14 protein-coding genes and 1 tRNA gene are annotated in these 17,951 nt (G+C 73.4%); 8 read left to right on the top strand and 7 right to left on the bottom strand.

The genetic code is table 11. The features are described 5' to 3' along the window. Window positions 1–36 precede the first annotated feature (36 nt). A complete protein-coding gene (locus ACZ3X1_RS34695; RefSeq protein ID WP_390077623.1) occupies window positions 37–936 on the bottom strand; it encodes a hypothetical protein in 900 nt (299 codons plus the stop codon). Further along, entirely contained in the window at window positions 933–1,946 is a 1,014-nt protein-coding gene (locus ACZ3X1_RS34690) for an SPFH domain-containing protein (protein WP_467283165.1), read from the bottom strand. The genes ACZ3X1_RS34695 and ACZ3X1_RS34690 overlap by 4 nt, the downstream gene beginning before the upstream one ends. Before the next feature lie 201 nt (window positions 1,947–2,147). Here ACZ3X1_RS34690 and ACZ3X1_RS34685 point away from each other — a divergent pair, with 201 nt between their 5' ends. Both ACZ3X1_RS34685 and ACZ3X1_RS34680 read left to right on the top strand, forming a co-directional pair. After that, window positions 2,148–2,870: an SDR family NAD(P)-dependent oxidoreductase gene (locus ACZ3X1_RS34685; protein ID WP_362634442.1), complete on the top strand. Its 723-nt coding sequence runs from the start codon at window positions 2,148–2,150 to the stop codon at window positions 2,868–2,870. A gap of 90 nt (window positions 2,871–2,960) precedes the next feature. Next, entirely contained in the window at window positions 2,961–4,202 is a 1,242-nt protein-coding gene (locus tag ACZ3X1_RS34680) for a glycosyltransferase (protein ID WP_467283161.1), read from the top strand. Window positions 4,203–4,452: 250 nt separating this feature from the next. On the opposite strand, the gene ACZ3X1_RS34675 is transcribed toward ACZ3X1_RS34680, so the two are convergent. Further along, window positions 4,453–5,007 carry a CAP domain-containing protein gene (locus ACZ3X1_RS34675; RefSeq protein ID WP_362634447.1) on the bottom strand — a complete coding sequence of 185 codons (555 nt, stop codon included), beginning with the start codon at window positions 5,005–5,007 and terminating at the stop codon, window positions 4,453–4,455. Between the two features lie 294 nt (window positions 5,008–5,301). On the opposite strand from ACZ3X1_RS34675, the gene ACZ3X1_RS34670 reads away from it, so the two are divergent. After that, window positions 5,302–6,477 carry a cytochrome P450 family protein gene (locus ACZ3X1_RS34670; protein ID WP_467283158.1) on the top strand — a complete coding sequence of 392 codons (1,176 nt, stop codon included), beginning with the start codon at window positions 5,302–5,304 and terminating at the stop codon, window positions 6,475–6,477. A 55-nt stretch (window positions 6,478–6,532) separates the two neighbouring features. Here ACZ3X1_RS34670 and ACZ3X1_RS34665 read toward each other — a convergent pair whose 3' ends face one another. Genes ACZ3X1_RS34665 through ACZ3X1_RS34650 form a run of 4 tightly spaced genes read right to left on the bottom strand, consistent with a single transcriptional unit; the run spans window position 6,533 to window position 11,470 of the window. After that, window positions 6,533–7,543: a DUF5914 domain-containing protein gene (locus ACZ3X1_RS34665; protein WP_467283154.1), complete on the bottom strand. Its 1,011-nt coding sequence runs from the start codon at window positions 7,541–7,543 to the stop codon at window positions 6,533–6,535. Further along, window positions 7,540–8,583, bottom strand: a complete 1,044-nt coding sequence (locus ACZ3X1_RS34660; protein ID WP_467283150.1) for a phytoene/squalene synthase family protein — start codon at window positions 8,581–8,583, stop codon at window positions 7,540–7,542. Before ACZ3X1_RS34660 ends, ACZ3X1_RS34665 begins: the two co-directional genes overlap by 4 nt. Beyond that, the gene (crtI, locus tag ACZ3X1_RS34655) at window positions 8,580–10,100 is read right to left on the bottom strand and encodes a phytoene desaturase family protein (protein WP_362634456.1); all 1,521 of its coding nucleotides are present in this window, start codon (window positions 10,098–10,100) and stop codon (window positions 8,580–8,582) included. The genes ACZ3X1_RS34660 and crtI overlap by 4 nt, the downstream gene beginning before the upstream one ends. Next, on the bottom strand, window positions 10,097–11,470 hold the full coding sequence (locus ACZ3X1_RS34650) for a polyprenyl synthetase family protein (RefSeq protein ID WP_467283143.1): 1,374 nt from the start codon (window positions 11,468–11,470) through the stop codon (window positions 10,097–10,099). Before ACZ3X1_RS34650 ends, crtI begins: the two co-directional genes overlap by 4 nt. A gap of 219 nt (window positions 11,471–11,689) precedes the next feature. Between ACZ3X1_RS34650 and ACZ3X1_RS34645 the strand changes: the two genes are divergently transcribed. From ACZ3X1_RS34645 to ACZ3X1_RS34625, 5 genes are all read left to right on the top strand, one after another. Further along, window positions 11,690–12,904: a lycopene cyclase family protein gene (locus ACZ3X1_RS34645; RefSeq protein WP_467283140.1), complete on the top strand. Its 1,215-nt coding sequence runs from the start codon at window positions 11,690–11,692 to the stop codon at window positions 12,902–12,904. A 58-nt stretch (window positions 12,905–12,962) separates the two neighbouring features. Further along, the gene (locus ACZ3X1_RS34640; RefSeq protein WP_467283137.1) at window positions 12,963–13,682 is read left to right on the top strand and encodes a class I SAM-dependent methyltransferase; all 720 of its coding nucleotides are present in this window, start codon (window positions 12,963–12,965) and stop codon (window positions 13,680–13,682) included. Further along, window positions 13,679–15,235, top strand: a complete 1,557-nt coding sequence (locus tag ACZ3X1_RS34635; RefSeq protein WP_467283135.1) for an FAD-dependent oxidoreductase — start codon at window positions 13,679–13,681, stop codon at window positions 15,233–15,235. The genes ACZ3X1_RS34640 and ACZ3X1_RS34635 overlap by 4 nt, the downstream gene beginning before the upstream one ends. Window positions 15,236–15,397: 162 nt before the next feature. Beyond that, window positions 15,398–15,517, top strand: a tRNA-Gly gene (locus ACZ3X1_RS34630). A 636-nt stretch (window positions 15,518–16,153) separates the two neighbouring features. Next, complete coding sequence (locus ACZ3X1_RS34625) at window positions 16,154–17,857, top strand: PKD domain-containing protein (protein ID WP_467283133.1); 1,704 nt, start codon at window positions 16,154–16,156, stop codon at window positions 17,855–17,857. The last annotated feature ends 94 nt before the right edge of the window (window positions 17,858–17,951 follow it).

Genomic DNA, 17,951 nt, shown 5'->3' with positions numbered 1-17,951 from the left:
GCGCTCGCCCGTCATCCGCAGGGGCGATGCCGCCGCTCACGTCACCAGGCGCAAGGACGTTTCCGCGATGCCCAGCCGTACGCTCTGGCCCCAGGTCAGTTCCAGGGCGTCGGCCTCCATTCCGTCGCCGAAGACCACGAGCCGGTCCGACTCCACGGTCAGCCGCAGGCCCTGTCCCCGCCCGAGCTCACCGGCGACCCTCGATGTTCCGGTCGCGGGCGAGGGCCAGGCCTCGCGCACGAACCACAGGAGCCGCTCCTCGCACGGCGCGGGCAGCCCAGTGGTGCTGCCGCGCTCCAGCCACAGGGAGCGCAGCCAGCCGGTGGCGCCCGTACCGGTGCCCACCAGCACCCCGGACGACGCCTGGGCCTCGCCCGGGCCGTTCTCGCCGTCGGGGCCCAGGCGGTAACGGGCCGTCTGGTGGCCGGGCGGGCCCAGGTAGATCTCGTTCAGCGCGAGGAGGCGCTGGGCGTCGTCGGCCACGGCCTCGACCATGGTCAGCTCCTCCGCCCGGCCCCCGGCGGCGGCCGCGGCACGCAGCAGGGGGCCCGTGTCGGCCCAGCGGTGACGGACCAGGACCCCCGGGTTGCGCCCCGGATCGGTGTCGATGCCCACCACCGGCTGTCCGCGAAGGTACTTCGCGGTGTTGGCGACCAGGCCGTCCTGGCCGACCACGACCACCACGTCCTCCGGGGCGAACAGGAAGCGGTCCAGGTCGGCCCGCTCCACCCGGGAGCTGCGCCAGGTCAGCGGCACCGCCGCTGCCACCTCCCGCAGCGCCTGCCTCGTACGGTCGTGGCGGCCGACCACCTCGTCGATCGAACGGCCCCGGCTGGAGAGGAAGAACGCCGCCTGCCCGTGCGTCCCGTGCCGGGCGAGCAGCTCCTCGTACTCGGTCCTGCGGTGGACGAGTACGGCCCGCGGGGCCAGGCTCACGCGCCCGCCCCGCTTTCAGGACGCCCGAGTTTGGTGAGGAGCCCGGTCAGGACATCGGGGGAGAGGGTGATGCTCTCGATCCGCGGCAGGTTCTCCGCCAGCCGGGTGGCGGCCAGGGCGTGCAGCGTGCCCGCGTCGGCTTCGCCGTGCACCCGTAGCCAGGCGGCCTGGGACTCGGCGCGTGCCGCGCCGACCTCGCGGGCCGCCTCGGCGTCCGCGCGGGCCAGGCGGACCTTGCGGGCGGCCTCGGCCTCGGTCCGTACGCTGTCCGCCGCCGCCTGTTCCTCGGCCTCGCGGCGGGTGTTGATGCCGCGCTGATCGACCAACTGTTCCTCACGCCGGGCCAGTTCGATCTGACTGGCCAGCTCATTCTCGGCGATGGCACGCTCACGCTCGACGGCGACGGCCCGACGCTCGTAGGTGGCCCGGTCCGCCTCCTGCTGGATCTGCTCGCGGGCCGGAGTGCGCAGGGCGCGCTCCACCTCTGCCTCGGGGCGGATCGCGACGACCCGTACGGTCACCACGTCGATGCCGGTGGCCGGGAGCCGGGGCTCGGCGGCGAGACCGTCGGCGACCCGCTGCCGTACGGAGGCGACGCCGTCCACCAGGGCGTCCGCCAGTGGGATGCGGGCCAGTACGTCCAGTGTGTGCTGCTGCGCGGTCTCGGTGAGGAGAGTGGCGATCTGCTCCAAGGGCGATCCGCGCCAGCTCCCGGTGTCCGGGTCGACGGAGAAGTCCAGCCGTTCGGCCGCCAGGGCCGGGTCGCTGATCCGGTAGGTGACGGTGGCCTGCACGGTGACGTCCTGGAAGTCGGCCGTACGGGCGTGGAACGCCATGGCCAGCTCCCGGTCGTCGACCGGTACTTCGGACAGCGCCGCCGACAGCGACCGGTACCAGAAACTGAGCCCCCGGCCGTCGTGGACGAGCCGGCCGCGCCGGTGGTGGCGGATGTGGGCGGTGGGCGCGGAGCGCAGATGACGCCAGCCAAGGCGCCGGGTGATGTCGGCCATGGCGAACCCCCTTCATTTCGTCACTGCGACGATAACGGCGGCCAGGCGATATCGTCAAGTGGACGACAAGGGTCCGGCCGCCTGGCTGCAAGCGGGCAAGGGCGGGGAGTTCCAGGGTGCACGGAGGTCAGGGGGGTACCTTGGGCCGCGGGGTGCCGCGCGGTGCCGCCGATTGCTCAGTGGGCGTACCGAGGAGAAACCGTGCTGCTGGCCGGGAAGACGGCGATCGTCCATGGCGGTTCCGGAGCGGTGGGGGCCGCTGTTGCTCACGCCTTCGCGCGCGAAGGCGCCGCTGTCCACGTCACCGGACGCACGGTGGCGACCCTCGAAGACATCGCGCGGCGCATCGAAGGCGAGGGCGGGGTCGCCCGCGTCGCGCAGTTGGATGCCACCGACCGCGACGCCGTCGACCGCCACGCCGATGCGGTGGCCGCCGCGGGCGACGGGATCGACATCTGCTTCAACGCCACGTCCAACGACGACCTTCAGGGCGCCCCGCTCCTGGAGATGGCCGTCGCCGACGTGACCCGCCCGGTCGTCAAGGCCGTGACGACAACGGTCATCACGGCCACTGCGGCAGCCCGCCACATGATCCACCGGGGGAGCGGCGTCATCCTCGTCATGGCCGGCGGCCGCGAGACCATTCCCGACCTGGGCGGATCGCACATCGCATGGTCCGCCCTCGCGGGCGTCTGCCGGCAACTCGCGGCAGAACTCGGCCCGCACGGTGTCCGGGTCGCCTGGCTGCTCTCACCCGGCTCTCCCGCACCCGGCGACGTGAACCGGGCCGACGAGGGGGCCCTCCTGGCCGAGCGACCCCGATACGAGGACGTGGCCAACGCCGCGGTCTTCGCGGCATCCGACTGGGCCCGCACGATGACCGCCACCGAACTCAACCTCACGGGCGGGCTCGTGTCGGACTGAAATCGCCCCGACGTCGGGGCGCCCGCGAGGGGCTCGGCGCTCCGCACGAGAAAGCCCGCCCCCACCCCGGTTGAGTGACATGCTGTCAGCATGCGTGTGCTGATCGTCACGGCGGGGAGTTGGGGTGATGTCGCCCCCTACACCGGTCTCGGGGTGCGGCTGCGCGCGGCGGGTCACGAGGTGGCGCTGGCCACCCATGAGCGCTTCGAGAAGACGGTGGAGGCCTTCGGGCTGGAGTTTCGGCCCCTGCCCGTCGATCCGAGGCAGGAGCTGGCCTCCGCGGCCGGGCAGGGGCTGGCGCGGGCCACGAGCCCGGCTGTGGCGATGGCGCGGCTGACGCGCATGGCGCGGGCCTTCATGCCACGGCTGGCCGCCGGTGTCGCGGACGCGGTGCGGCAGGGCGCCGATGTGCTGCTGAGCTCGACGACCACCGACCCGGTGTGCGCGACTTTCGGCGAAGCGATGAGCGTGCCGGCGCTCGGCGTCTACCTCCAGCCGATCCGGCCGACAGCGGCCTTCCCTCCTCTGGTCACGCGCGTACGCTCGCTGGGCCCCTACGGCAACCGGCTGGCCGGCGGCGCCCTCTGGCTCGGCACGGAACGCCTCTTCGCCCCGACCCTCGCCCGGTTGCGCCGCGAACTGGCCCTTCCGAAGCAGAGGTTCGCCGGCCCGCTAAGCCTGTCGCGCAGCCGTACGGTCCTGCACGGATTCAGCCCGCGGATCGTTCCCCGCCCCCACGACTGGCCGTCCGGCCATCAGGTCTGTGGCTACTGGTGGCCCGCCACCCCACCCGCATGGCAGCCCGACTCACGCCTGAGCGACTTCCTGGCCGCGGGACCGCCCCCGGTCTTCGCCGGCTTCGGCAGTTTCGTCGCGGCCGACGCCGAACGCCTGAGCACCCTGCTCGCCTCAGCCCTGCGCCGGGCGCGAGTGCGGGGGATCATCCAGTCGGGCTGGAGCGGCCTGCACGCAGAAGACGACGACCTGATCACCGTCCAAGAGGTGCCGCACGCCTGGTTGTTCCCGCGAACAGCCGCCGTCGTCCACCACGCCGGTGCGGGCACCACCGCAGCGGGCCTGCGCGCCGGCACCCCCGCCGTCGCCGTCCCCGTCCAGCTCGACCAGCACTTCTGGGCGCAGCGTCTGCACAGGCTGGAAGTCTCCCCGCCCCCGCTGCGCTATCAAAGCCTGACGGCTCCGCAGCTGAGCGAAGCGATCGTGAGGGCAACGCGGGATCCTGCTCTGCGTACCCGCTCCCGCCGTGTCGCGGCGGCCCTTGCCGACGAGGACGGCGCCCAGCACGTCCTCGACGTCCTGGAGCGCCTCACCTAGCCTCCGGAGTCGAACCGCAGGGCCGGCCGACGGGCCGCCAGCGGTCCGCTCCAGGGGGCCGGGCAACGCGCAGCCCGTTGGCTTCACGTCCGAGAAACCTTGCGCCGCAGACGAGCGCCGCGATGAACGACACCATCGCGGCAAGCGCTGAAGAACCGCGAGGGATGGCGCGCCGTGCGCGGCGGCGAGGACTGGGAGGACTGACCGGTACGGAGGGACCCGCGGCCGAGGACAGGACCGGGGGAGCGGTTCACTGCTGGCAGCGGCCGAAGGTCACGACGTAGGTCCCGGCCTGACTCGCACCGGCACCGGCTCGGTCGGCCGCGCCTGGCTGGGCCCAGGCGCCGATCTCCCGCATCGACGGGTCGAGGATGATCTGCCGGTGGCCCCACGTGCTGACGTTCATCCACCAGTTGACCGCGGCATTGGGAGTACCCGAGCCGCCCCAGCCGGTGTAGGTGATTTCAGCGACGGCCCATGACCTGGGGTTCGGGCAGTAACCCGCCGCCTTGATGCGGCTCTGCGGGGTCGAGCCGGTCTGCGGGTTGCGGTGGGAATCCTTGCCCGGTCCCCACCACTTCAGCTGCACGGCGGCGGCGGAGTGCTGCTGGGCCGCCGTGGTCAGGGCCTGGTTCGTGGTGAGGGCGGGCAGCCCCCGCTGCGTGCGCTGGGCGTTGATGAGACAGATCAGCGCATTGCGTGAGGCGGCGTCGTTACTGCCGCTCGGGGCTCGGGCAGCGGCCGCGGCGTCGCACGTGACGGCCGTCGCCGGCACCGCCGAAACCGGTATCAACGCAGCCGACATGACTCCGGCGACAGCGAGATTCCGTGCGGTCGTGATGAATGAAGCGTGCCTGCTCAAGGAGGACCACCTCCCGCGAACACGAACTGCGGTTTCCGTCGGCGCAGGTGTGCCACGTCGCGCAAGGGGCGGCCATGGCACGGCCCGCCGTTACGGCTTCACATCCAGGCTGCCAGCCGACGCGCCGACCCGCCATCCGGGCCCCTGCACCTCGGCCAAAGGGCCGCCCCGTGCGGAGGACCCGAACCGCGCGACGCCGACTGCGTGCTGCCGGCTCCTGCTGGCAGCCTCAGGGGTATGACCAACCCACTGCAGGACCCGAGCTTCTTCCAGGACCCCTACCCGACGTTCGCCGAGCTGCGTGGCGCCGCCCCCGTCCAGAAGGTGCCGACCGGCTCCGACGGGCACTACAGCTACGTCGTCACCGGTTACGCCGAAGCGCGGGAGGCGTTCACCGATCCCCGGCTTTCGAAGGACACCGGCCGATTCTTCGCGGGCCGGCCTCCGGGGCGCAACCTGCACCCGGCGGTCTCTCGGAGCATGCTGGCCACCGACCCTCCGCAGCACACCCGAGTGCGGAAGGCCGTGGGGCCCGCCTTCACCGCAGGGCCTGTGGCCCGGCTGCGCCCCTACATCACCGACGTGGTCGACGAGCTGCTGTCCGACTGGGAACCGGGCGGGCAGGCCGATCTGGTGGCGAGCCTCGCCGTCCCGCTGCCCGTCACGGTGATCTGCGAACTCCTCGGAGTTCCCGGCGGCGACCGGAGCATGGTCGCCCAGTGGTCGAACGACCTGTTCGCCGCCGGCCGGCCCGATCGGATCGACTCCGCTTCGCATTCCCTCGCCGGCTACATGGCCGAACTCGTGGCATCGAAGCGCAGCACCCCCGACGGGCGACTCCTCCACGACCTGCTCGTCCGCAGCGGCGAAGGCCAGGTCACCGAAGCCGAAGTGGTGTCACTCGCCGTGCTGTTGCTCGTCGCCGGGCACGAGACGACGACCGACTTCATCGGCAACGCCCTCCTCGCGCTGATGCAGCATCCTGATGCGCTCGCACGGTTGCGGGAAGCGCCCGAACTCATCCCGACCGCCCTCGACGAACTGCTTCGCTTCGACTCTCCCGTCTCCATCGCCACCTTCCGCCACAGCACGGAAGCCCTCACCCTCGGCGGTACCGACATCCCCGCGGGCGTGCCCGTTCTCATCGCGCCAGGAGCGGCGAACCGCGACCCCGCCGCGTTCGCCCGCCCCGACAGGCTCGACCTCGCCCGTGAAGCCACCGCGCACCTGGCCTTCGGGCACGGAATCCACCGCTGTCTCGGCGCCCCGCTGGCCCGGGCCGAGGGCGAGATCGCACTGCGCGCGCTGCTCACCCGCTTCCCCGCGATACGGCTCGCCGTGCCCGGCGAGGATCTGCGATGGCGGCAGACTCGGCTGATGCGCGGCCTGGAGGCGCTGCCGGTCCTCCTGTAGGGAGAAGGAACGAGCAGATCCCGGTCGCGTGCCGGACGAGGGCCTCGGGCTCGACTCAGCCCGGCAACCGGGCCGTAGAGCGCAGGTGCCAGCGGCGTTCGGCATAGGCCAGGTCGTCGCGCCACAGCCGGGCAGCCGCGGCGCGCATCACCGGGCGCAGCAGCGGGGCGGCCCGCCGTACGAACGCGAAGCCCGGGCGGTCGGAGGCGGCCACGACGGCTTCGATCACCGCCGTGCGCGGACGGCCTCGATCGTCCGGACCGAGCGGGGTCGCGTGGGTCTCCACGGTCGAGCCCGCGCCCTCTCCCTCGGTGATCCGCATGACGACGGTCCGGGGCCCGGGCGCGGCGAATGTCGCCCGCACCGGCACCACGATCCGGCCGGCGACCTTGAAGGAGACCTCGACCTCCAAGTAGTCCGGGCCGCCGTCCGCGCCGGGTGAGCCGACCACCGTCAGGTCCACGAATGAATAGGGGTGGAGCCAGGCCCCGTGCCAGGGATCCAGACGGTTGGCGACGACGTCTTCGGGTTCGCAGACCCCGGTGCCCTCGTACACGGCCGTCAGCCCGTGGGCGGGGGCCGGGCGGCCCGGTACGACGGGTGCGTCCAGCGGCACCTCCCCGCCGACCTCGTCCAGGCGGACCCAGAGGAGGACGCCGTCGTCGAACGCGGGCAGCGGCTCCCACCCGGCGAACGCAGAACCGTCGAGGGCGAGTCCGTGCCAGTGGCACACCAGCGTCCCGCACCGGACGGGGCTCTCCGCGAGGGGCGCTCCGAGGTGCGGGCAGACACCGGGTCCCGCGTGGAGCCGCCCGTCGGCGCCGCGCCAGACGACCACCTCGTGGTCGGCCACCGTGCGGGCCAGGGGCCGGTCCCGGCTCAGGTCGGCGGTCGCCCCCACGACGTACCAGTTCCCCGACGGGCGGGCCTGCGCCCGCTTCAACGCCTCGGCGATGAGGCTCGGCCTCGCGTCGCGCCACGTCGGGCGTTGCCGCTCCCAGGCAACGGGCTCGCGGCGCAGCGAGAGGGGGAGCCGGTGCCTGCGTGCGGACGGTTGGGGATTCACGCGATCTCCTTCGAGACCGGTCGGGCCGGGTCGGCAGGGGGAGCCGGCGGCACGGGAGCCGGGGGCAGGGGCCTGCGCGCCGCAGCCGGCCGCCGGCGGTGGCGCAGCCTGGCAGCGGCCAGCCGGACCAGGCCGTCGGCCGCGACCGCTGCGCGTCTGCGGCGCGGGACGACGGCGCGGCGGTGGAGCACGGCGTAGCCGTCCCGGGCGACTGCGTCGAGGATGCTCCCGTACAGGACGTACGCGGTGCGGATGCAGGGCCGGGAAACGGGGGCGAGCATGGCGAGGCCGGGTCGCGCGTCGTCGTAGACGCGGCGGGTGAGTGCCTCGAACTCCCTCAGGACGGCCAGTATGCGGCGGTCTTGACGGCCCGTGTCCCGGCAGCGGTGCAGCAGCTCCCGGTCGGCCCCGTGCGCGGCGAGCAGGTCGGCCGGCAGGTAGACGCGCCCGCGGTCGAGGTCCTCGCCGACGTCGCGGAGGAAGTTGGTGAGCTGGAAGGCCACGCCGAGGGCAGCGGCGTGCGGCTCGGCCTCCTCGGGCGGCACCACCGTGCCCAGCACCGGCAGCATCTGCAGGCCGATCACCGCGGCCGAGCCGTGCATGTAGGCCTGCAGGTCGGCGTAGGTGGGGTAGTCCGCCACCGTCAGGTCGGAGCGCATCGCGGTCATGAAGTCGTGGAAGTGGCGGTGATCGATGGCGTATCGGCGGGCGGTGTCGGCGAGGGCCAATACCACGGGTTCGTCGCTGCTCTGCCGGCGCAATCCGCTGTGCAGACGCTGCTGGAGCGCTGCCAGCCGGGCCCCCCGCAGCCCGGCGGCGGTGCCGGGGTGGGTGCCGGCATCGGTCGAGTCGACGATGTCGTCGGCCCACCGGGCGAAGCCGTACAGGGCGTGCACGGCGGGCCGGTGTTCGGCGGGGAGCAGCCGGGTGGCCAGGAAATAGGTCTTTCCGTGCGCCGCGTTGAGTTCCCGGCACCGGTGGTACGCGGCGCGGAGTACCGGGTCGGTGATGCCCGCGGCGTCCAGTTCTCGTGCGGTCAACGGGTCGCCCCCTTGGTGTGCGTGGAGGGACGCCGGGATGTGCCGGTGATCCGCGCTGCCGCCAGCTTTCCCGACACGAGTACGGTGGGCACGCCCACGCCGGGAGTGGTGCCGCAGCCGGCGAGGACGGCGTTCTGGGTGCCCCGGACCAGGTTGCGCGGCCGGAACGGCCCCGTCTGCAGGAAGGTGTGGGCCACGGAGAAGGGAGTGCCGGCGGCATGGCCTTGGCCCAGCCAATGCGCCGGGGTGACCAGGGCCTCGTCCTCGATGGCCGCCTCGATGCCGTCGAGGCCGCGCCGTTCCAGCTCGCTCAGGAGCTCGGCCCGGTAGCGCGGACCGAGTTCGCCCCAGGCGGCGCCGCCGGGCCCGATCCGGGTGTTGGGGCAGGGCGCGAGGATGTAGTGCAGATGACGGCCCGGCGGGGCGAGCGTGGGGTCGGTCGCCGTCGGCCGGGTGATGAGCAGGGACGGGTCGCTCATCAGCCGCCCGTGCCGGGTCAGTTCGTCGAAGGTGCTGCGCCAGGCGGCGCCGAACGAGATCGTGTGGTGGGCCAGGAGCGGCCACGTGCGGCGCGTGCCCGCATGGAGTACGACCGCGGAAGGGGAGTGCCGCAGCCGCACCGGCCGGGCGGGACGGCGGCCGAGGAGCCGGTAGGCGACCGGTAGGTCGGGGGTGAGGACGACCGCGTCGCACGGGATGCGGTCCCTCGCGGTGACGACGGCGGTGATCCGTTCGCCGGAGCGTTCCAGCCGGGTCACCGGCTCGCCGAACCTCAGCTCGGCGCCCGCGTCGGCGGCGGCGTCCGCCATCGCCTGCGGCAGGGCGTGCATGCCGCCGCGCGGGAAGTACACCCCGGCCACCGTGTCCATGTACGCGATGACGGCGTACGCGGCGAGGGCCCGGGCCGGCGGCACGCCCGCGTAGAGGGCCTGGAAGGTGAAGACCCGCCGCAGCCGCTCGTCGTTCAGGAAGCCGCCGATGCGCCGGTCCATCCGGCCGAAGCCGCCGAGCGCGGCCAGCCGGGCGAGGTCACCGGTGAGCAGGTCGAGGGGGGAGTCGAAGTTCGCGTCGATGAAGCGGCGCATCTGGGCCCGGTGGATCCGCTCCAGCCAGGCGCGCAGCCGCAGATAGCCCGCCGCCTCACCCGCACCGGCGAACCGCTCGACCTCCGCGGCCATCGCCTCGCCGTCGGTGTGCACCTCCAGGGTGCTGCCGTCCGCGAACGACGCCCGGTAGGCCGGGTGCAGTGGGACCAGGTCCACCCGCCGGTACAGGCTGTCGCCGACCGCCGCGAAGGCTTCGTCGGCGAGGTCGGGCATGGTCAGGACGGTGGGGCCGGTGTCGATGCGGTAGCCGTTCAGATCGAGGCGTCCGGCCCGCCCGCCGGGCAGATCGCCCCCTTCCACGACGGTCACCCGGCGACCGGCGCCCAGCAGGTGGAGGGCAGCCGACAGGCCGGCGAGACCGGCTCCGACGACCACCACGTGGTCGGTGCGGCCGCGCACGGTGCGCGTCACCGCCGGGTCTCCGGCGCGGTGGAGGCATCTGCGGGCACGGCGGGTGCGGCGGGTGCGGGACGTGCGCGGTCGGGCGGCGGGCCGTCCGCGGCTCGGGAGGCGGTCGCGGCGGTCAGCAGCCCTCGGAGGCGGGCCTTGGCACCGGTGTCGGGGAGGGCGCCGTCGAAGTGGCGCAGGCCCCGGGCCGACAGGCGGGCGATCTTCGTCTCGACCGCCTGTCGGGCGCCGGTCCGTACCAGGACGTCGCGGACCTCGTCGAGGCCGGCGGGCGTGAGGTCCGCGTTGCCGAGCGCCCGTTCGAGTACCGTCATGGCCGGTCGGTCGGCCGTGGCCTCGGCGCGTGCCAGCGCCAGCGCGGCCAGATAGGTCGGCTTTCCGTTGCGGATGTCGTCTCCGCAGCTCTTGCCGGTCCGGTAGGGGTCGCCGAAAATGTCGTCGAGGTCGTCGCGCAACTGGAAGGCCATGCCGACGCACCGCCCTGCCGAGCACAGCGCCCGCGTGGTGCGTCCGTCAGCGCCCGCCATGGCCGCCCCCAATGCGAGGGGCCGCTGGACCGAGTACAGGGCGCTCTTGAGGTGGGCGGCGCGCAGTGCCTGTGGCTGGGAGCGTGATCCGGTCAGCTGGCCTTGGAGGTCGAGGAACTGGCCCGCCACCATCTCGGTGCGCATGTCGCTCCACACCTCGCGCACCATGGTCGCCGTGGCCGGATCGAGTGCCGTCTCCGCCACGACGTCGTCCGCCCAGGCGAGCGCCAGGTCTCCGGCGAGGACCGCGGACGCCTCCCCGAAGCGGGCGGCGCGGTCCGCCGGCGCGGCAGTGGCGTAGTGGTCGCGCAGATCTGCGTGCAAGGTCGGCCGCCCGCGGCGCAGGGCTGATCCGTCCATCAGGTCGTCGTGGACCAGGGCGCAGGTCTGGAGCAGTTCGAGCGCCACCCCGATGCGCAGGGTCGCGGCGACGGCCTGCCGGTCCCTTCCGCCGCAGGCGCGCATCGACCACCACAGGAGCTGCGAGCGGGTGCGCTTGCCGCCCTCCCGCGTGAAGCGTGCGACGCGTCCGGCCAGTTCGGCGGCGAAGAGGGCGTCCAGCACCCCGGCCCGCGCGAGCCGGCCGGCCAGGACGTGCTCCAGCGCGCGTCCGACGGCGCCGGGGACGTCCGCGTCGACGGCGTCGGCCGCCGGGACGCCGCCGCCGGTCGGGGACTGCGTGGCGTACGCCGTGCGGGCGTCCGCCGTGTCGGCCGCGTCCGCCGCGTCGGGCCAGTCGGGCCGGTCCGGCCGGTCCGGCCGCGGCGAGGATTCCGAGGGAGCCGTCAGGCGGGGGACGGGCGACGGCGCGGCCGCAGAGGGCTCCTTCGCCTGAATCGGGCGCATCCCGGTTCCTTTCGTCGTGGCTGCGATCGCTGTCTCGGGTCTTCGGTCCCTTCCCGTGATACGGATGCGGTTCGGCGCAGATGCCCGATTCATGCATGAATGCCATCATGCGGACGCGGCTGACCAGGTGACGCGCGGGCCATGACCGCATCCGATCCGGCGCCGGGGCAGGAATCACCACGTGGTGCGTGCCCGCGGAACCGGATGGAGGGAGCAGCCGTGCTGAAGGCGGACGTGGCGGTGATCGGAGCGGGAGCCGCCGGGTTGTCGCTGGCCCACCGGCTGAGCGGACACCTGCCCGCGGTGCCCGGGAGCCTCACCCCGTCGGTGGTCCTCATCGACGCTCCGCCCGGCCCGCTGCGCCCGAGGCCGCGCACGTGGTGCTTCTGGGAGTCCGGCCCCGGCCGCTTCGATGCCGCGGTGCGCTCACAATGGCGCCACCTGCGGGTACGACCGCCCGTCGGCCCAGCCGTCGAGGCGGACATCGCACCGCTGCGGTACAAGATGATCCGCTCCGACGACTTCGAGTCCCTGGTGTCGCGGGACCTCGCCCGCAGCCCCAACGTCCGCCGCCTGGAAGCGACCGTGGACACCGTCGAGGAGATCCCCGCCGGGGCCGGGGCCCGCGTGCTGACGACCCCGCCCGGCGGCCCGGCCGGCGCCCTCGCCCTGGAGGCGCGCTGGGTGTTCGACTCGCGCCCCCTCGGGAGCCACCCGGCCGCCCGCACCACCCTCCTGCAGCACTTCCACGGCTGGTTCGTCCGCACCGCCCACCCCGCGTTCGACCCCGGGACCGCGGAACTGATGGACTTCCGGACGCCCCAGCCCGCCTCCGGACTCTCCTTCGGCTACGTCCTGCCCACCAGCCCGCGGGAAGCCCTCGTGGAGTACACGGAGTTCTCCCCGCGCGTCCTGACGGCGAGCGGCTACGAGGCGGCTCTGCGGCACTACACCGCAGACGTCCTGTCCCTCTCCCTCGGCGACATCGAGATCGTCGCGGCCGAAACCGGTGTGATCCCCATGACGGACGCTCCCATGCCGCGACGGGTCGGCACGTCGGTGTTCCGGCTCGGCGCCGCCGGCGGCGCGACCCGCCCGTCCACCGGCTACACCTTCGCCGGACTCCAGCGCCAGACACGGGCCGTCGCCGCCGCGCTGCGTCAAGGCCGCAGCCCCGTACCCCCGGCCGCGCATTCCGTGCGGGCCCGCGCCATGGACTCCGTACTCCTGCGCGCCCTGGACAGCGGCCGCGTCGACGGCCCCGAACTGTTCTGCCGACTGTTCACCCGCGTACCAGCGGTCCGGCTGCTGCGCTTCCTCGACGGGCGCACGAGCCTGTTGGAGGACCTGGCCGTCGGCCGGCACGCCCCGGTCGGACCCATGCTGCGCACCGCCGTCGAGCTGCCCGGACTGCCCCGCCGTGCCTTCCCCTGACCTCCTTTCCGCCCCGCCCGACCCTCTTCGCCCCCCGCCCACCAGTTTTGGAGACCGCATGACAGTGCTGCGCGACGAGGACCTCGCCGCCGCGTTCGACCACGCGTCCCGCAGTTACGACGCCCTGGTGGCCGCGAATCCCGGCTACCACGCGCACCTGCGCCGCTCGGTGCGCCGCCTCGGCCTGCCCGGCCGTGGGGAGGGGCTGCGCGTACTGGACCTCGGCTGCGGCACCGGAGCCTCGACGGCCGCGATCCGCAGGGTCCTCCCGGCCGCCGCCATCACGGCCGTGGACGCCTCGGCCGGCATGCTGGCCCGGGCCACGGCCAAGCCCTGGGCGGACGGCGTCCGCTTCGTCCACACACCGGCCGAGCACCTCGCGGCCGCGGGCGTGGACGGGCCGTTCGACGCGGTGTTCGCCGCCTACCTCTTCCGCAACGTCTCCGATCCCGACGCCGTCCTGCGCACCGTCCGCACCGTGCTGCGACCGCGCGGACGGCTCGGGGTCCACGAGTACAGCCTCAGCGGCCGCCGCGCCGACCGGGCGGTGTGGACGCTCGTGTGCCGCGGCGTCGTCCAGCCCGCCGCGACCCTGCTGGGCGACGGGCCGCTGTACCGTCACCTGTGGCACAGCGTCGTCCGGTTCGACCAGGCCGACCGATTCGCGGGCCGCATCGCAGAGGCAGGCTTCGACCGGGTGCGCGCCCTGCCCCTGCCGGGCTGGCAGACGGGCATCACCCACACCTTCGTGGCCTCACGCGGGCAGGACCCCCGATGACCCGCCCCGCACACCACCCGTCCGCGGCGCGCCGCGGACGGGACCGGCGAGCCCGCGTCCTGCCGGCGCACCGGGGAACCCCTCACGCCACCGGCCGGCACACGGTCGCCGTGGTCGGCGGGGGCATCGCCGGCCTCGCCGCCGCGACCGCCCTCGCCGAGCGCGGGGTGGCGGTGACCCTGTACGAGCGCGAGCCCTACCTCGGAGGACGGGCGGGCGGGTGGCCGACCCGACTGCGCGACGGCACCACCGTGACGATGAGCCGCGGCTTCCACGCGTTCTTCCGGCAGTACTACAACCTGCGGGGCCTGCTGCGGCGAACCGACCCCGCCCTGGCACGCCTCACCGGACTCCCCGACTACCCCCTCCTGCACGCCGACGGGCTGCGCGACAGCTTCCGGCGCGTACCGCGCACCCCGCCGTGGAGTGCCCTCGGCTTCGCAGCGCTCAGCCCCTCCTTCCGGATGCGGGACCTGCCCGCCATGGACCCGGTCCGCGCGCTGGCGCTGCTCGACGTCCGCGTCCCCGACGTGTACCACCGCCTCGACGACATCAGCGCCTACGACTTCCTGGAGGCCATCCGCTTCCCGGCACAGGCCCGGCACCTGGCGTTCGAGGTGTTCTCCCGGAGCTTCTTCGCCGACCCGCGACAGCTGTCGGCGGCCGAGATGGCACTGATGTTCCACATCTACTTCCTCGGTTCCGCCGAGGGCCTGCTCTTCGACGTGCCGCGCTCGGCCTATCCGGCGGCGCTGTGGGAGCCCCTGGCCGGATACCTGGACCGACACGACGCCGAGGTGCGGACGAGCAGTCCCGTCGAGCACGTCACACCGGCCGGCGGCGGCGGGTTCGATGTCGCGGGAGGCAGCGACGAGCACCGGTACGACGCCGTGGTGCTCGCCCTGGACGCCCCCGGCCTGCGATCCCTGGCCGCCCGCTCGAAACGGCTGGGCGACCCCGCCTGGCGGCAGCGCGTGGCGCGCCTGCGATCCGCCCCGCCCTTCCTGGTCACCCGGCTGTGGTTGGACCGGCCTGTCGCCCCCGACCGTCCCGGATTCCTGGGAACCAGCGGATTCGGCGGCCTCGACAACATCAGCGTGCTGGAGCGCTGGGAGGACGAGGCGGCCCGCTGGGCGGCGCGCACCGGGGGATCCGTCGTGGAACTCCACGCCTACGCGGTGGACCCGCGCGCTGCGCGCACCGCCGAGCAGCGGCACCTTGTCGAGCAACTCCACCGCGTGTACCCGGAGACCCGCGCCGCCACGGTCGTCGACGCCCGGCACGAATGGCGTGAGGACTGCCCGCTGTTCCCCGTGGGCGGCTACGCCGACCGCCCCACCGTCCACACATCCGACCCCGGCCTGATGGTGGCCGGCGACTGTGTCCGCACCGGCCTCCCGGTCGCACTGATGGAACGGGCGGCCACGACCGGCTTCCTGGCCGCGAACGCCCTCCTGAAGCGCTGGGGCATCCGAGGTCAAGCCCTGTGGACCGTACCGGACCGGGGTCGTGGCGCCGTACTGCGGAAGGCAGCCGAGTGGGCGAGACGCTGACCGGCCGAGCAGGCGGTACCGCCGACCCGGCACAGGATTCCGGACGTATATCCGATCGCACTTGAACGGAGCCGGCGCCGGTGCCTCGAAAAGGGTTCGTCCGCGGAGAACGACGTCTCTACTCTTGGCCGCAGCGGGAGCGCGCGCGTTCCCGCAGGCTGCGGTGCTGTGGCAGAGCGGTCCAATGCGATCGCCGTGGGCGAGGTCCCTCCCACGGCGACTGATGGGGAAGGGGCGGACCTGCCCCCAGCCGTCTCGCGGGTTCAAATCCCGTCGGCATTGCAGCCGGAGGACACCGGAAGAGGGCGTGGACGGCTGTCCGCGCTCCCTTCCTCCCTCACAACACCTTGGAGAGGAATGCCTTCGTCCGGTCGTGCTGGGCGTTGCCTTGCCCAGTACGTTGCGCGGGTGGCCCGGCAAGGTCGCGCACGACGTCAAGGACGTCCAGGGCGTCACCGGCCAACTCCGGGTCGAGGGCGGGGTGCGCTCGTCGAAGAGCCTCAGCTTCGGCTCCATGGCCGGCAGCGCGGACCGCGCGGCGCCACGCCAACTGGGACCAGGCAGCGCAGCGGCGCGCCGTACAGGGCCTTGCCGCGTTACTCGGTGAGTGGCCCTGACGGGCGTCCGCTGCGACACCCTGGACGGTGTGCTGGCGTTGCCCCACACAGCCCTGATGGCACACGGCCACGCCTGAGTCCCTGGCCCCCTGCCCGCCCCGAACGCCAGAACGAGTCGGCGGCCTCTACGGATCGGCAGACGCACTTCTGTCGATCGCAAACCGCACAGTCGGTAAAGCGTTGGCCCCTATGGAGTGAATCGTGCCAGAACCCCGCGACCCTTGGCCGGAACCTTCCATACGGTGGCCCCTCTTCGCTCATCACCACAACTGGGGGGCCGGTGCGCAACCACCGACTCGTAATGACCGCTGCCCTCGTGGCGGCCGGTCTCGGCATCATCCCGGGCATCGCGCAGGCAGCGGATCCCGTACCTGTCGCGGCCGGCGTGGCCGAGGCGATCGCCGAGGCGTCCACGTCCGAGGGCTTCCACAGCCCCGCTGACCGCACGATCCGTACCACCCTGCCCACCGCCACCGACGGGAAGGCCGAGGCGAACGCCAAAACCGCCGCACCACAGAAGGCACAGACTGCGCAGGCCGCACCGACCGAGCACGCCGCACTCGACGCGGGGGCCAACCCGGCCCTCGCGGTCGACGTCAGCGGCACCAGCTACACCGCGCACGGGATCGAGCTCACCGCCCTGATCACGAGCGCCGACTTCGCGCTCGACATCGTCATCGACTGGGGCGACGGGAAGACCGACACGCTCACCGCCCAGGGCACTTACGAACTGCACCGCTCGCACACCTACGACAAGTCCGGCGAGTACCAGGTGCAGGTCAAGGTGACCGACACGGCCAATGCCGTCGAGGCGGCCAACGGCGGGGCGTTCCTCACCCCCGGCGCCGACTTCACCCCGCACACCCCGACCCGCCTCCTCGACACCCGCAACGGCACCGGCGCCGCGGTCGGCAAGGTCCCCGGGCAGGGCTCCGCCCGCGTCAAGGTGGCCGGCAACGCCTCCGTCCCGGCGGGCGTCACCGCCGTCGCCCTCAACGTCACCGCCACGGAGACCGTCGACAGCGGCCACGTGACCGTGTGGCCCGGAGCCGGCTACGACCGCCCGAACACCTCCAACCTGAACTACACGGCGGGCCGGTCCGTCCCGAACATGGTGATCGTGCCCGTCGGTGAGGACGGGTACGTCGAGCTCTTCAACGGCGGCTGGCAGCCGGTCGACCTGATCGCCGACGTCACCGGCTACTTCACCCGGGCCTCGGCGAGCGGCTACACCTCGATGACGCCCGCCCGGTTCGTCGACACCCGTGAGGGCGTCGGCACGGCCCCCGGAAAGCTCGCCGCCCGCAGCGCGTTCACCACCGGGATCGGCGGACTGCAGGGCGTTCCCCAGAACATCAAGGCCGTGGCTCTGAACGTCACGGTGACAGAACCCGAAGGGCCCGGCCACATGACCGCCTCCTCCGGCACCGGGCCGGTCCCGACGGCGTCGAACCTGAACTTCGTGCCCGGACAGACCGTTGCCAACGCGGTGATCGTGCCGGTGGCGGAGGACGGCACGATCAAGATCTTCAACGGGGCCTGGTCCCCGACCCACGTGGTGGTCGACGTCGTCGGCTACTACAGCCCGGACAGCAAGGCCGCCTTCCTGCCCTTCACCCCCTTCCGTACGCTCGACACCCGCGAGGAGGCGTACGGCTGGCCCGGCGGCCGGTTCCGGGCCCGGGAGCACATCACGCAGGGGTTCACACCCGAGGCGGCGACGGGTGTCGAGGCCTACGTGCTGAACGCCACCGTCACCGAGACCCGCGGCACCGGATTCCTCTCGGTCGCCCCGAGCCCCTACGCGCTGCCTGCGGCGGGCGAGCCCGCCGCACCCGCCGGACCGCGCCCCGTCTCCTCCACCCTCAACTGGACGACGGGCGACACCGTCCCGAACCTGGTCCAGGCGAGCGACGGCGACCACGGCGTCATGACCTTCTGGAACCAGGGCCACGAGGACGCCGACCTGGTGCTGGACGTCTTCGGCGTCTACCAGACGAAGTGACCCCCGGGGTGGGGGGGCCCGGGGCGCCCCCCCCCCCCCCCCCCCGGCCACCCCCCCCCCCCCCCGCGCGGGGTGGGGGGCGGAGTGGTTGGAA

This window comes from Streptomyces sp. NPDC023541, assembly GCF_055559995.1.
This window is presented reverse-complemented; position numbering and strand designations above follow the sequence as displayed.